This window comes from Flammeovirga pectinis (assembly GCF_003970675.1).
GTDB lineage: Bacteria > Bacteroidota > Bacteroidia > Cytophagales > Flammeovirgaceae > Flammeovirga > Flammeovirga pectinis.
The window spans coordinates 1,433,473-1,447,285 of sequence record NZ_CP034562.1; the positions used below are offsets into that span (position 1 = coordinate 1,433,473).

A 13,813-nucleotide genomic window follows, 5' to 3' on the forward strand; every position below is an offset into this window, starting at 1 on the left:
TAGATATATTTTCGAAGTATTTTTCTATAAAGAGAATAAGTGAAGAAGTTTTACCCGAATTGCCTTCCAATGTATTTTATTACAATCGGAAGAAATTATATTATACCTATGTAGATAAAAAAATGCATAGGATATCGAATTATGATGAATTTTATAATATGCTAAATCAATCTTCAACACTTAATAAAAATTCATTTTCTCCCATAATAAACAAAGGATAACCTTGTTTAATATATAATTCAGCATTTTTCATTTTTGAGGAGACAAATCCTTCTCCATATTTTTTAAAATCTTGAGCACCAACAACTAAAAAATCTGTTTGAGGAGTTAAGGTATCTGGTAACACATGTCCACCAATTGATACAACATTTTGCATGGCTTGTTTACGAGTAAGATGGCTTAACCTTCCTGTAAATACCACATGTTTATTGTAAAACCTATGATTAGGTTGTGGATTTTTAGGTGCTGTAAACTCATATTGCTTTACTTTTTTCACGGGTCTACCTGTTCCAAAAGCAGAGTAAGTACCATTACTTTTTAGTTTTCCAATCTTAGTACCTAGTTTATCAGAAAGTTCGTAAAGAGAGTTTACCGTATGGTGTTCTTGCATCTTTATTGCTATTAAAGCAGCTGCTTTTGCATCACTTTCTGCATTATGATGGTCTAGTTGAATACCAAAATAGTCTGATAAGGCATTTAGTCTAAAACTACTAAGATGTGGAAGTGCTTTTCTAGACATCACTAAAGAACAGAAGTAATCTAGATCTGGAGAGGGCATATGGTAAGCCGCCAAAGTTTGTCTTAAAACACTTAAATCAAAAGCAGCATTATGAGCAATTAATGGGTACTTGGTTAGTAATGCATTCAGCTCTTCCCATCGAATATCGAAAGTAGGAGAATTACGTGTCATTTCAGGAGTAATTCCATGAATACCAATATTCATGTCTACATAATAATCTGGTAGAGGTTTTATTAAATGATGTTGAGTTTCCACCACTTCATTGTTTTCTACAATAGCAATACCGATTGAACAGGCTGAAGTTCTTTTTGCATTAGCCGTTTCGAAATCAATTGCAATAAAATTACTCATAGCTATATCTGTTTGATTAGAGAATAAAAAAAGGTGTCCATTTTTAAATGAACACCCTTTATTCGCTAAATATAATTAATTATTTTTTAGCCTCAGTTACTATGCTGAAAGTATCTCTAGCAATCATAACTTCTTCGTCGGTTGGAATTACACAAATTCTAACTTTAGATGAATCTGTACTGATATCTGCTTCGATACCCATTACGGCATCATTTTTAGCATCATCAATTTCAATTCCGAAAGCTTCTAAACCACTACAAATTATTTTACGAGCAACTTTTGCATTTTCTCCAATTCCACCAGTAAAAATAATACTATCTACACCACCTAAAGTAGCCATGTAAGTACCAATGTATTTTTTTACATCATAATGGAACATATTTAATGCTAGTTCAGCATCTTTATTGCCTTTTTTGGCAGCACTAGCTACATCTCTATAATCAGAAGAAACGCCAGAAATACCAAGTAAACCAGATTTTTTATTAATCAAGTCTGATAGATCAGAAATTTCTAAATGCTCATGATCAGCAATAAATGGAATTGTACTTGGGTCAATAGCACCACAACGAGTACCCATCATTAGGCCATCAGTAGGAGAGAAGCCCATAGATGTTTCTACAGATTTCCCATCTAAAATTGCCGCTAAAGAACTACCATTTCCTAAGTGACAAGTAATTATTTTTGATGTTCTATCATCTCCATAAATTTCTTTTGCACGAAGAGTTATATATTGATGACTCGTACCATGGAAACCATATTTACGCAAACCATACTTTTTATAGTATTCAATTGGTAATGCATAAACAGCTCTGTCCTCTGGTATAGTATGGTGAAAAGCAGTATCAAATACAGCTACCTGAGGAATATTTGGGATTGCAGCTTCAATTGCTTGAATACCTTTAATATTTGCAGGATTATGTAAAGGAGCTAATTCAACACAAGCTTCGATACCATGCATTACATCATCATTCACTAAAACACTCTTAGAAAATGCTTGTCCACCGTGTACAATTCTATGTCCAACAGCAGATAATTCTTCTAGGTTATTAATAATATTAAGTTTTTCGTCAGTGATGACACTTAATAAAAATTCAATACCTTTTGAATGATTTGGAATGTTTAGCCTAATTACTTCTTTCTGGTCCTTACTGTTTTTAACTGTTATTGAAGCATCTGGAAGACCTATTTTTTCAATTAATCCTTTACCTATCACTTTTTCAGAAGGCATGTCAATTAGTTGGAACTTTATAGAAGAACTTCCAGAGTTAAGTATGAGAATTTTCACAATATTAAATAAGTATATTTTGTATGATAATTTTTCGTTGCTACAATTTGAGAATTTACGTCTAAAATTTTGGCAATAAAGATCACCATTTTACAATCGTTAAAATAAACTGTACTAAAATAGTGGAATTATGATATTTAAAAATACCTATTTTTTGGTTGGTGAAACTTTAATTCCCATTAATAGTATATCGTCAAGTTGTTGAGACGACAAATTATTATTGGTATTCTTCCATTGCTCAAAAAAGTTAATAAAGGCGTTTTTTTGCATTGACATTGGCTTAGAAGAAAGTAAGTGAATAAGTTCTCTAAGGCGTTTACTGCCAATTTTTTTATCTTGGTCTCCACCAAATTGATCTTGATAACCATCCGAGAAGAGATAAAAACTAATAGGCGATTTTATTGGAATAATATGCTCTTTTATTGATATGTTCTTATTGTCAGAGCCTAGGCTTAACCTTTCACCTTTTAATTGAAAAATTTTCTGTTGAGTAACAAATACCAATGGAATATGTGCCCCCGAGAATTGAACAACGTTTTTAGATTTGTCCCAAACTAAAATACCCATGTCCATACCGTCTTTGATATTAGAATCGTCAGAAGAAAGCATGTTTTGTAAATGTGTATGCATTTCTACAAGTATTTTACCAGGCGAAGTAATACCTCTTAAACGTACTATTTGTTGTAGGAAGCCATCGCCAACCATAGACATCATTGCACCTGGTACGCCATGTCCGGTACAATCTGCAACAACTATAATTACTTTATTTTCTTTTTTATTTTCTATTGCCCAATAAAAATCACCAGAAACGGTATTTTTTGGTTGGTACATAATAAAGTACTCTTCTAAAAGAGAATCAAGAGTATGTTTAGAAGGTAGTATTGTGTTTTGAATTCTCTTGGCATAATTGATACTGTCTTTTAATCTTTTTGCCGTCTTTTCAATTTCAACATTTTTAGATTCCACCATATCACGTTGCGTTAGAATTTCTTCATTCTGTTGTTCTAACTCTTCGTTTTTGTCAACCATATTGTTGTTCATTACAACAAGTTTTTCTGATTGTGTGGTAATTTCTTCATTTTTTAAAGCAAGCTGATTTGCCTGTGTTTCTAGCTCCTCAGTTTTCTCTTCTAATTCAGCAGTAGCTTCTTGTAATTCTAGGGTGCGTTCCACTACCTTTTTTTCGAGTGTTGATTTAGCGTCTGCTTCCACTTGTAACATACGCTCTACCGCTATATTTTTCTGATCTCTGTAGATCGCATATTTCTTACTTAGCGCTGTAAATAATAAGGTAACCATAATAATATCACCATATTCTAATATTCTAGATGTAAGTAAATTATCATCAATAATACCTTTCATTCTACCTACAAAAAGAAGTAAAGCGACTAAATATATAGAGAAAGAAGCAACATAATATCTAGAGAATTTATACCCACTTCTTAAAGAAATTATACCTAGGGATAAAGATAAAACTGTAAAAGGAATAGAAGTAGCTGTTACAATTTGAATAGCAGTATAATAAGGTAAGAATAAGCTGCCAAACATAGCAACAATACCAATTGCTAAACCAAATATATTAGCCCTGTGTGTTTTAAGTCCTATTTTAACTGTTTTCAAGAAATAGAAATTAAACAACGATATACCAACCATCCATATACCAATGGAAAGTGGTGTAATCTTATTTGCTAAAAAAGTATTTGTAGGGAATAAGAATTGGAAAGTATGTCCAGATAACGAAAAAGTGAATAAAATTTTTGCAATAATCGGAATAGGGAAAAGTAGGTAACTAATGTCTTTCGTAGGAATATATGTAATAACTCCTAAAACAGCCATCATTAAAAGAATACCAAAGAATAGCCCGTATCCAACCTCATATTTAGAATTAATTTCAGCAAATTTCCAAGGACGGTACAGGCGTAAAGGGATTTTTACAGAACCATCTGTTTTTACTCTCATGTATACAGTTGTAATTCCAGAGCCTTCAACTTTTATAGGAAAGATAAAATTATGATGCTGAAGTGGTCGGTTTTTAAAATCGACATGATCTCCAGTAAGCACATGGTCTATCAGTTTATTATCTTTTACAGCAAAAAACTCAACCTCATCTAATGGCGCATAGTTAACTTCTAAAAGCCAATCTGGGCTCATTTGTTTGTTTTCATTTTCAAGATCAAATCTTACCCAATAAGTATATTTTCCATACTCAAAACTGACGTTCGTAGTGTTATTCCAAGCTGTAAATTTCGAGAATTTAGGACTTGAAACTTGGTCAAATTGTGATGAGTTTGCTTGATCTATATAAAAATAAGATTTACTTGCTGCATTAACATACGGTACTTTTGGGGATAAAGTGAGCGTATGTTCATTAATTGATGCAACAGAACATAAGGATATGATTATCCCAATAGTTATGAGTATGAATTTTTTCATTACGTAAGTAAAAAGGAAGTTATAATATGAATTGTTCTGTTCTATTTAATAAGAGTGTTAAACAATATGTAGATTATATGTAATAATTCAAAGTAAATATATAAATATTTGATAAAGTGTACTTCTCTAAGCTAGATTCGTGATAATTACATATCATTTTATATTTAATGGCTAATTTATTTTACTTCAATCCTTCTTGTGAACTCTCTGTTTTAAAAGAGCAGAAACACTTTACGCCATCAAAAGCATTTATTGTACTTCAACAAGATTTGTATCTTTTAATGTATTGGTTGTTACGAGATGGTGATGTTTTGTATACGAATCAAATTTTAAGTGATAAAATTCAAAAGAACCTGTTTTCTATTTGTGAGAGAAAGGTATTGACTGTAAATCAAATTAAAGAAGATAAGAAACTTTTTTTTGATAGGGGAATACCTTGGGGGGAAACACCGAGTTTTGTAATTGATTTAAAACTAATACAACATAAATTTAAACAACCATCTGATTATAATAAGCAGTTAAAATCCCTCTACCATAGAGCTTTTGGTTTTGATGTGTTGACTAAATGTCTTGATATAGAATTGCCTAACATAATTTCAAAGGAAGAGATTGGAGAATTTTATACCGAAAAAAAAGAAGTAATTACTGCTATTAAAACGTTCTTTAATGAGGGGGCAAATGCAGTTGTTTTAAAACTACCTTTTAGCTCTTCTGGAAGAGGGCTTTTAGTTTTAAAAAGAGATGAAATAACAAAAAGTATTGCTCTTTGGATTGAGAGTGGTTTGAAAGGACAAGGAAGTATTTATGTTTCAATATGGCTAAAGAAAATAAAAGATATTTCATTTTTATTTTCTGTCAACAATAGGAAAATCACATACAAAGGGTCTACTATTTTTAAAGTGAATACTACAGGGCAGTACCAAGGTGCATCATTAACTAAGATCGAAAATCAGTTACCTTTAAAATTACAGCAAACAATAAAAAGTGTTGTTGAAAAACTTATTTTAGAGATGAGTAAGAGTGAGTTACTTTTGTCTTTAAATACTAATTTCGGGGTAGATGCAATGCTATATTTATCAGCAGAAGGAAAAGAAATTCTTCATCCCTGTTTAGAAATAAATCCTAGAAATACAATGGGGCATGTAGCCTTAGCGCTTCAAAGGGTCACAAATTATAAAGGTGATTTTAAGATTATATCTAAATTGGAGTATTCCTCATTTATTGATTTCGAAGAAAAAATGAAAAAAGAACATCCTTTAGAAATTAATAATAGAAAAATACAAAAAGGTTTCTTTCCTTTGACAGACGTACAAAATGCAAAGCAATTTTATGCTTATCTTTTAATAGAGTAATGAAGAAATATAGATTAAAACTATCAACAATAGACTTTAGGTTTTTACAAAGTGTTCTTTTAAAATTAGCAGAAGCATATAAACATCAATTGCCAAAACATATAGAACACCAGCTTTTAATGGAGTTGTATGATAGCAAATTTAATGTTTCTGTGGTTGAACAAAACTTACAAAAAACAATGATTTTACCAAGATCTATGGTAATGGCTTTGCATACTTTATTAAAAGAAATCCCTTTAAATGGAGAAGCCAATATTGTGAGAAATAATATGTTTAATGATCTAGATGTTTTTCTAGATACCCTTTAATTGTACTTCTTTAAGAGAGCCTCTGCAAAATGATGTATACTACTTCTCATTCCTTCGTGAATTAAAGAGTGTCCACAATTATCAAGAATATTCATTTTACTATTAACCGTATTCTTTTTTAAGCTGATAGCTGATGCAGCAGGGGTAACTAGATCGTTTCTTCCGTGAGTAATATATATAGGGAATTGAAAATTAGCCTTTTTAACTGCAATCTCTAAATCATCTTTTTGATTCATTTTTAAGGGAGCATTACTAAAATAATGATGCTCGATTTTAGCACAAGCAATTGCTTCATCAGTAGCAGTCCAATCGTCAAATTCATCGTAAATAGGGTGGGGGTGTTCTGCTGTAAAAGCTTCCCAAAGTAGCCATCTAGTAGCAAATTCTCTTTCCGTATCTTTCTGATGTAAATAAAAATAATATATTTCTAATAATTCTTTTAAGGAAGAATGGTTAATTCCATGATTCAAATCTGAGAAAATATCAGAGTACATTAATGGAGCTGTGGTATGGAATAGCCATTCAATTTCTTTTTTTTGACAGTAGAAAATACCCCAGAGATTAAGTCCTCTAATATTTTGAGGAAATTGTACACTATAAGCCAATGCTAAAGTAGAGCCCCAACTGCCACCAAAAATATACCAAGAAGAGATGTGTAAATGTTGTCTCAGATATTCAATATCTGCAATAAGGTGGTGGATGGTATTGTTTTTTAAAGTGCCAAGTGGTTTACTTTTACCTGCACCTCTTTGATCTATGCCTATTAGACGGATATTTGAAAATGTAGAAAAAAGTTCTCTATATTCGTTGCCTAAACCAGCTCCAGGACCACCATGAAGATACAATACGGGAACACCCATTGGATGTCCCGATTGTTCAAAATATATTTCTTGACCATCAGTTGTGTTAAAATACCCAACATCATATGGTGTGTACGTCTTAATTTGGTTTAATTTCTTCGAGTTCATCAACTTCCATTGTCCATTCTTCCCATGTTTCAGTAATCTCTTCGAGACTTTCTTTTACTTGGGCATATTCGACATTTATTTCTGCTAATTTATCAGGATTACCAAATATTTCAGGGTTAGCTAACGAGCTTTCTATTTCTTCTTTCTTTTCTTCAAGTTCCATTACCTTTTCTTCGGCAGTCTCCATTTCAGATTTGGCTTTTTTGTATTTCTTTTGCCAATCTTTAAGGTCTATATTAACTACTTTTTTAGTCTTTTTACCTTTTGATTTTGGAGTACTTCCGTTGTTATCAAGTTTTTCTAGAAGAGCCTTTTCTTCATTTTGTCTTGCTTTCCATTCTTTCCACTCAAAGTAAGTACCTGGGTATTCTTTAAGTTGAGCATCTTCTATGTACCAAATTTTATTGGCAACTTTAGAAATAAAGTGTCTATCGTGAGATACTACTAAATAAGTACCCAAATATTGCTTTAATGCTTGAATAAGAATATTTACAGAAGGAATATCAAGGTGGTTAGTAGGTTCATCAAGCATTAAAAAGTTGGCTTCAGAAATCAGTGTTTTAGCTAATGCAACACGAGATTTTTCCCCACCAGATAATACTTTAATTTTCTTGAAAATTTCATCACCATGAAATAAGAAACAACCTAAAATTCCTCTTAATTCTTGTTCTGTTTTATCAGAACCAGCTTGTTTTAACTCTTCAAGAATTTCATTTTCTACAACTAAATCTTCTAATTGATGTTGAGCGTAGAAAGCTGTAATTATATTATGACCTGGTTTTCTGCTTCCTCTATCGGCTTCTTCTCTACCACTAATTAATCGTAATAAAGTTGATTTACCTTTACCGTTTGCACCAATTAAGGCTACTTTATCACCTCTCATTAAGGTAACATTGGCATTTTTAAAGATTACTTTATTACCGTAAGCTTTGTCAAAGTCTGCAATTTCGGCAATTACTTTACCAGGTTGTTGTTGGAATTTAAAGTCCATATTGATTTCCGGATTGTCGCTACGTACATCCTCAATAAGGTCCATTCTATCCAATTGTTTTACACGAGACTGTACTTGCTTTGCTTTAGATGCTTTTGATCTAAAACGTTCAATAAATTTCTCAGTATCTTTTATTTTCTTTTGTTGGTTTTCGTACTCACTTTTTTGTAATTCAGCACGTACTTCCTTTTCTTCTAAATAGAAAGAATAATTTCCAGAATAAGAAGTTAATCTACCATTAGAAACCTCAACTGTTTGATTTATTGCTCTATCTAAAAATTCTCTATCGTGAGATACTATTAACACAGCTCCCTCGTAAGAAGAAAGATAGTTTTCTATCCATTGGATAGAAGGTAAGTCCAAGTGGTTGGTAGGTTCATCGAGCATAAGTACATCAGGTTTCATTAATAATAATTTACCTAACATAACACGCATTCTCCATCCACCAGAAAAACTATGTAATGGTTGCTCTAATTCTTCATTTTTAAAACCAAGACCAGCTAAAATTGCTTCGGCCTTAGATTTAATTGAGTACCCATCAAGTGCTTCGAATTTTTCCTGAAGATCTGCTAATTTCTCAACAAGTTCTTCTTTATAATCCGTTTCCATTTCATGCAAGATTTCTTCCATTTTTTCCTGCATTTTAAGCACAGGTCCGAAGGCTTCCATAGCTACATGAAGTATAGAGTCTTCTGTTTGGTAGGAAAGTAAATCTTGATTTAAAAACCCAATAGTACAGCCTTTAGGCATAGAAATTTGTCCTTCATCGGGAATGTGGTCGCCATTTATTAGTTTAAGCAGCGTTGTTTTACCTGCACCGTTATGACCAACTATCCCAATTCTGTTTTTAGGATAAACAGTTAAAGTGGCATTCTGATACATTGTTCTGCTACCAAAATGGAAGGAAACATTACTTATTGCTAACATGCTAAAAAATCTATAAAATTGGATAATGAAAATACACTTTTAGAAAAAAAGACCTATAACATGAATGCTATAGGTCTTTTATTGTATGAGGCAGTTAATTACTTAACTTTCTCAATTACTGCTTTGAATGCTTCAGGGTGATTCATAGCAAGGTCTGCAAGAACCTTACGGTTCAATTCGACACCAGATTTATGAAGATTACCCATGAATACTGAATACGACATATCACCGTACATACGAGTAGCAGCGTTGATACGTTGGATCCATAAACCACGGAAATTTCTTTTCTTTTGTTTACGACCAATGTATGCATAACCCCACCCTTTTTCAACAGTGTTTTTAGCAACAGTCCAAACATTTTTACGTGCACCGTAGAAACCTTTTGAAAACTTAAGGATTCTTTTTCTTCTAGCGCGAGACGCTACGGAGTTGACCGATCTAGGCATTTTTTTCTAATTTAATAAGTTTGTAAAACAATGTGGTTGATTTTGATTCTGTGAAAGCAATGGCTTATAACCAAAGCATTTTTTTCACGTTCACAATATCAGCCTTGTCCACCTCACCCATCAAAGTTAGGTTACGCTTTTGTTTAGTCGTCTTCTTAGTTAAGATGTGACTTTTGTAAGCGTGCTTTCTTCTGATTTTGCCAGTACCTGACAACTTGAAACGTTTTTTCGCTCCAGATTTAGTTTTAACCTTTGGCATTTTACCTTTCAGTTATTTAGAACCTAAGCCCTAAAGGTGAAACATTTATTTTATTGTATGGTTACCTACGGCAGCCAATTAGCCCCGGTATGCCATATGCACTTTCTATTTATTTCTAAATAAAAAATGCACACCTGAAATAAATCAAGCGTGCAAATTTAATTAATTATATCGTAAGTTCAATACTCGATAAGGAATATTTACTTTTTTGGAGCGTTTGGAGAAATAAACATGATCATTCTACGTCCTTCGATACGCATTGTCCCTTCAACTTTACCGTATTCTTGAATATTTACAGCAAAGTCTTTAAGTAACTGTTTACCTCTATCTTTGTAAATAATCGTACGACCATGGAAGTGCACATATGCTTTCACTTTGTTTCCTTCATTAAGGAATTTGATTGCGTGCTTCGTCTTAAAATCCAAATCGTGCTTATCCGTATTCGGACCAAAACGAATCTCCTTAATAACAGTTTTAGAAGCTTTCGCCTTAAGTTCTTTTTCTCTCTTTTTTTGTTCGTATTTGAACTTAGAGTATTCTGTGATTTTACAAACAGGAGGTTTAGCATTTGGAGAAATCTCTACCAAGTCTAATCCTAGCTCATTTGCCATACGAAGTGCATCTTCTTTTGAATATACTCCGTTTTCTACATTATCACCAGTTAATCGAACTTCTCTGACTCTGATTTGGTGGTTGGTTCTATGAGAGTCTCTTGCCATCTAGGTCTGAATTATGTTAAAATATTCTATACATTGATAATAATAGACTTTGTACTTGATTATTATTTTATTTAAATCTTGTACTAAGTGTTAAAATTATCTTTACTATTTACAAATAGAACAACAAAATCACTTACATTTATACTATAAATTGATTAGTTGATCATACTATATCGCTAAGGTAATAACTTTATTACTGTTTTGATATATATTCTGCTATAAAAATTACAAAACCATAATTTTTTTATTTAAACACACAAACATTAACAAGATATGTTCTCACTAACTTCAAGAAAATGGCTCTTAATAATGCTGTTTAGCCTAATCTCTATTTCATGTGAAAAAGAAGAGAATTCTATAGCACCATCTACTGCCTCTAATAAAGAATATTTAGCCAATTTAATGGATCAATGGTATTTGTGGTACGATCAAGTTCCAAATGTTAATCCTGATGATTATAGCTCACAAAATGAAATGCTCATTGCAATGCGTTATGAGAAGGATAAATGGAGTTATATAGAAGATAAGGCTGCTTATGACGCCTATTATAATTCAGGACTAGTGACAGATGGAGACCAAGGTGCACACGGTATTTATTTAAAATACATTACCGAAGATGAACTGTATATTAGATATTCTTATCCCGGTTCAAGTGCTGCAAATGCTGGCTTGTCGAGAGGTACAAAAATCAATCAAATAAATGGTGTAAATGTTTCTTCACTTACCTCTGATGAAATTAATGCATCGTTAGGAGAGAATGTAATAGGAATAGAAAATACATTTGGTATAACAATCCCTGCACGCATGACTTTTGAAAATGGGGTAGAAGTACTTTCTCAACCTGCAAAAGATACTACAATAGTTATTGCTAAAGAAGCTGTGGTAATTAATCCAATTCTTCACTCAGAAATAATTACAACACCTAACAATGTAAAAGTTGGACATGTAGTTTTTAAATCATTTATAGAACCCGCAGTAGAACCTTTAAATAAATTATTTACGGAGTTTAAAACAAATGGAGTAACAGAAGTTGTTTTAGATATGCGTTATAATGGTGGAGGTAGAGTAAGTATCGCTTCGCAGTTGGCAAGTATTCTTGCACCAACTTCTGCAAAAGGAAAAGACTTGTTTAGATATAGACACAATGATAGACAGGTTGATCAGAATGAAGATGAGATTGTAGAAATTGCAGATAATAATTTGAACTTAGATCGTTTATTTATTTTAGCTTCTGAGGGTACGGCTTCATCAAGTGAGTTAATGATTAATGGTTTAAAGCCATTTATGGATGTTCAGGTAATTGGACAAAATACATATGGAAAACCTGTTGGTAGTTATGGTTTTGAAAACAATGGCTTTATCTATTCTGTAATTTCCCTTAAAATATTAAATGCAAATGATGAAGGGGAGTATTTTGATGGCTTGCCAACAAATCAAGAAGCTGTAGATGATGTATTTTTCCATTGGGGAGATATTCGTGAGCCAATGTTACATCAAGCATTGTATATGATTATGAATGGTAGTTACGATCAGTCTGCTAGTACAGCAAGAGTAGGTCAATTTGAAATCAATGACCTCAAAAATAAATCATTTAAGTTGAAGGAAGATAGAGAAAATAGGTTTGATCAAATTATAGAAATCAAATAATAAAAAAGCGTTACACTGCAATTTGGTAGTGTAACGCTTTTTTTAGAGCTCTAATTCTATAGACGGATCCCAATAAATGTTTTTCATATCTTGTATCTGATTGTCTTTTACAACAATCCCCTCTGCTTCTAATTGAACCTGCATTGGGTTCTTTTCATCAAAATGATGTTTACCAGTAAGTAAACCTTTTCTATTTACTACTCTATGTGCTGGAACGGAATCATCGCCATGAGAAGCATTCATTGCCCAACCAACCATTCTCGCACTTCCTTTTCTTCCTAAATAAGCACCAATTGCACCATAAGATGTTACTCTGCCTTCAGGAATTAACTTAGCGACATCCCAAACATCTTGAAAAAATGATGACTTATCATTATTCTCCTGCTGCATCATTTTCTTTAACTAAAATCTGATTATAAGTGGCTTTATATATGGATTGTCCATATTGTTTTACCCAATTTAAAATATCTTCACCATTATTGGTACTGTACTTTACATATTCTATGTCTAAAGATGTAGCTCTTTTTTCAATTTCATCTTCAATTAATGGTAAATTCTGAGCCATATTTTGAGATAAATTTTTAAGTTCTGCAATACTAGCTTCTGCAGCTTCTCTAGCATTTTTTTCAATTCGTTTTTTATCGTCTAAATATTCCGAACCCAATAATTTTTCTGCAGTCATTTCTATAGAATCTGCTTGAGCATCAAAATTAGCTTCAAAATCATCCCTCTTTTTTTGTTCAATAACTGCTAAATGTTCAGTAATTTCTTTAGTGTATCTGTTTGAAAGCTCAGTAATTTGTTCTTTTTCAAAGATTGTCATCGAGTTCCAAGATTTTCCAACATAACATTCCCACAAAAGTGTGTCCTTTGGTTCTAGCATTAATCTTTCTAAAACTTCGTCTTTATTGGCAAGTTCTTGTGCAGATACAAGGATTGGTAGTAATAGAGCAGTTAATAAAAATAAACTATATTTCATTCGTATTTTTGATAAATTAGATAGGGGTCTTTTTAAAAAAGTACCTGTTTATGTTTTCTAAACAAAAATTTGACCATTATATTCATATAATTATCATACTCATTCTAAAAAATCTGCGAATAATGAAAAGAGAACAGAAAGAAGGAGCGTGTGAATTATGTTATAAAAAATCATTACTCACTTTTCATCATTTAATTCCTAAAAGTACACATAGAAATAAGTGGTTTAAAAAGAAATTTACACTTGAAGATATGAGGACGAGAGGGATCGATATTTGTAGAAAATGTCATAGTCATATTCATAAAACGTATTCTGAAAAAGAATTAGGAAGAAATTTCAATACTTTAGAGCTTATATTAAAGGATGAGCCTATTATGAATTATGTGGAATGGGCAAAAAAACACTGAAG

General features: G+C 32.1%; 14 protein-coding genes. 4 read left to right on the forward strand and 10 right to left on the reverse strand.

Features of this window, described 5'->3' with window-relative positions:
• Positions 1-166: 166 nt before the first annotated feature.
• The 3 genes from EI427_RS05750 to EI427_RS05760 all read right to left on the reverse strand — a co-directional run bounded on the left by EI427_RS05750 (position 167) and on the right by EI427_RS05760 (position 4,808).
• On the reverse strand, positions 167-1,090 hold the full coding sequence (locus EI427_RS05750; RefSeq protein ID WP_126612571.1) for an exonuclease domain-containing protein: 924 nt from the start codon (positions 1,088-1,090) through the stop codon (positions 167-169).
• Positions 1,091-1,169: 79 nt separating this feature from the next.
• On the reverse strand, positions 1,170-2,375 hold the full coding sequence (locus EI427_RS05755; RefSeq protein ID WP_126612573.1) for an acetate/propionate family kinase: 1,206 nt from the start codon (positions 2,373-2,375) through the stop codon (positions 1,170-1,172).
• Between the two features lie 147 nt (positions 2,376-2,522).
• A complete protein-coding gene (locus tag EI427_RS05760; RefSeq protein ID WP_126612575.1) occupies positions 2,523-4,808 on the reverse strand; it encodes a 7TM-DISM domain-containing protein in 2,286 nt (761 codons plus the stop codon).
• A 167-nt stretch (positions 4,809-4,975) separates the two neighbouring features.
• On the opposite strand from EI427_RS05760, the gene EI427_RS05765 reads away from it, so the two are divergent.
• Together EI427_RS05765 and EI427_RS05770 are read left to right on the forward strand one after the other, a co-directional pair.
• Complete coding sequence (locus EI427_RS05765) at positions 4,976-6,160, forward strand: hypothetical protein (RefSeq protein ID WP_126612577.1); 1,185 nt, start codon at positions 4,976-4,978, stop codon at positions 6,158-6,160.
• Positions 6,160-6,468 (forward strand): hypothetical protein, encoded by a 309-nt coding sequence (locus tag EI427_RS05770; protein ID WP_126612579.1) that lies wholly within the window; start codon positions 6,160-6,162, stop codon positions 6,466-6,468. Before EI427_RS05765 ends, EI427_RS05770 begins: the two co-directional genes overlap by 1 nt.
• Here EI427_RS05770 and EI427_RS05775 read toward each other — a convergent pair.
• The 5 genes from EI427_RS05775 to infC form a co-directional block, all read right to left on the reverse strand.
• On the reverse strand, positions 6,465-7,436 hold the full coding sequence (locus EI427_RS05775) for an alpha/beta fold hydrolase (RefSeq protein ID WP_126612580.1): 972 nt from the start codon (positions 7,434-7,436) through the stop codon (positions 6,465-6,467). The genes EI427_RS05770 and EI427_RS05775 overlap by 4 nt on opposite strands.
• Positions 7,408-9,354, reverse strand: coding sequence for an ABC-F family ATP-binding cassette domain-containing protein (locus EI427_RS05780; protein ID WP_126612582.1), 1,947 nt, complete (start codon positions 9,352-9,354; stop codon positions 7,408-7,410). Before EI427_RS05780 ends, EI427_RS05775 begins: the two co-directional genes overlap by 29 nt.
• Before the next feature lie 98 nt (positions 9,355-9,452).
• Complete coding sequence (gene rplT, locus EI427_RS05785) at positions 9,453-9,800, reverse strand: 50S ribosomal protein L20 (protein ID WP_126612584.1); 348 nt, start codon at positions 9,798-9,800, stop codon at positions 9,453-9,455.
• A 64-nt stretch (positions 9,801-9,864) separates the two neighbouring features.
• Entirely contained in the window at positions 9,865-10,059 is a 195-nt protein-coding gene (gene rpmI, locus EI427_RS05790) for a 50S ribosomal protein L35 (protein ID WP_126612586.1), read from the reverse strand.
• A 200-nt stretch (positions 10,060-10,259) separates the two neighbouring features.
• Positions 10,260-10,778, reverse strand: a complete 519-nt coding sequence (infC, locus tag EI427_RS05795; RefSeq protein WP_126612588.1) for a translation initiation factor IF-3 — start codon at positions 10,776-10,778, stop codon at positions 10,260-10,262.
• A 273-nt stretch (positions 10,779-11,051) separates the two neighbouring features.
• On the opposite strand from infC, the gene EI427_RS05800 reads away from it, so the two are divergent.
• Complete coding sequence (locus EI427_RS05800) at positions 11,052-12,425, forward strand: S41 family peptidase (RefSeq protein WP_126612590.1); 1,374 nt, start codon at positions 11,052-11,054, stop codon at positions 12,423-12,425.
• 42 nt (positions 12,426-12,467) lie between these two features.
• Here EI427_RS05800 and EI427_RS05805 read toward each other — a convergent pair whose 3' ends face one another.
• Both EI427_RS05805 and EI427_RS05810 read right to left on the reverse strand, forming a co-directional pair.
• On the reverse strand, positions 12,468-12,815 hold the full coding sequence (locus EI427_RS05805) for an MGMT family protein (RefSeq protein WP_126618342.1): 348 nt from the start codon (positions 12,813-12,815) through the stop codon (positions 12,468-12,470).
• Positions 12,799-13,404, reverse strand: coding sequence for a hypothetical protein (locus EI427_RS05810; protein WP_126612592.1), 606 nt, complete (start codon positions 13,402-13,404; stop codon positions 12,799-12,801). The genes EI427_RS05805 and EI427_RS05810 overlap by 17 nt, the downstream gene beginning before the upstream one ends.
• Positions 13,405-13,526: 122 nt before the next feature.
• On the opposite strand from EI427_RS05810, the gene EI427_RS05815 reads away from it, so the two are divergent.
• Positions 13,527-13,811, forward strand: coding sequence for a hypothetical protein (locus EI427_RS05815; protein ID WP_126612594.1), 285 nt, complete (start codon positions 13,527-13,529; stop codon positions 13,809-13,811).
• Positions 13,812-13,813: the final 2 nt, after the last annotated feature.

What these genes read in the sequence shown, in the direction of transcription:
- EI427_RS05780 (WP_126612582.1), bottom strand. Translation starts at nt 9,354, where the DNA reads ATGTTAGCAATAAGTAATGTTTCCTTCCATTTTGGTAGCAGAACAATG.
- EI427_RS05810 (WP_126612592.1), bottom strand. Translation starts at nt 13,404, where the DNA reads ATGAAATATAGTTTATTTTTATTAACTGCTCTATTACTACCAATCCTT.
- infC (WP_126612588.1), bottom strand. Translation starts at nt 10,778, where the DNA reads ATGGCAAGAGACTCTCATAGAACCAACCACCAAATCAGAGTCAGAGAA.
- rpmI (WP_126612586.1), bottom strand. Translation starts at nt 10,059, where the DNA reads ATGCCAAAGGTTAAAACTAAATCTGGAGCGAAAAAACGTTTCAAGTTG.
- EI427_RS05765 (WP_126612577.1), top strand. Translation starts at nt 4,976, where the DNA reads ATGGCTAATTTATTTTACTTCAATCCTTCTTGTGAACTCTCTGTTTTA.
- EI427_RS05800 (WP_126612590.1), top strand. Translation starts at nt 11,052, where the DNA reads ATGTTCTCACTAACTTCAAGAAAATGGCTCTTAATAATGCTGTTTAGC.
- EI427_RS05815 (WP_126612594.1), top strand. Translation starts at nt 13,527, where the DNA reads ATGAAAAGAGAACAGAAAGAAGGAGCGTGTGAATTATGTTATAAAAAA.
- EI427_RS05760 (WP_126612575.1), bottom strand. Translation starts at nt 4,808, where the DNA reads ATGAAAAAATTCATACTCATAACTATTGGGATAATCATATCCTTATGT.
- rplT (WP_126612584.1), bottom strand. Translation starts at nt 9,800, where the DNA reads ATGCCTAGATCGGTCAACTCCGTAGCGTCTCGCGCTAGAAGAAAAAGA.
- EI427_RS05775 (WP_126612580.1), bottom strand. Translation starts at nt 7,436, where the DNA reads ATGAACTCGAAGAAATTAAACCAAATTAAGACGTACACACCATATGAT.
- EI427_RS05770 (WP_126612579.1), top strand. Translation starts at nt 6,160, where the DNA reads ATGAAGAAATATAGATTAAAACTATCAACAATAGACTTTAGGTTTTTA.
- EI427_RS05805 (WP_126618342.1), bottom strand. Translation starts at nt 12,815, where the DNA reads ATGCAGCAGGAGAATAATGATAAGTCATCATTTTTTCAAGATGTTTGG.
- EI427_RS05750 (WP_126612571.1), bottom strand. Translation starts at nt 1,090, where the DNA reads ATGAGTAATTTTATTGCAATTGATTTCGAAACGGCTAATGCAAAAAGA.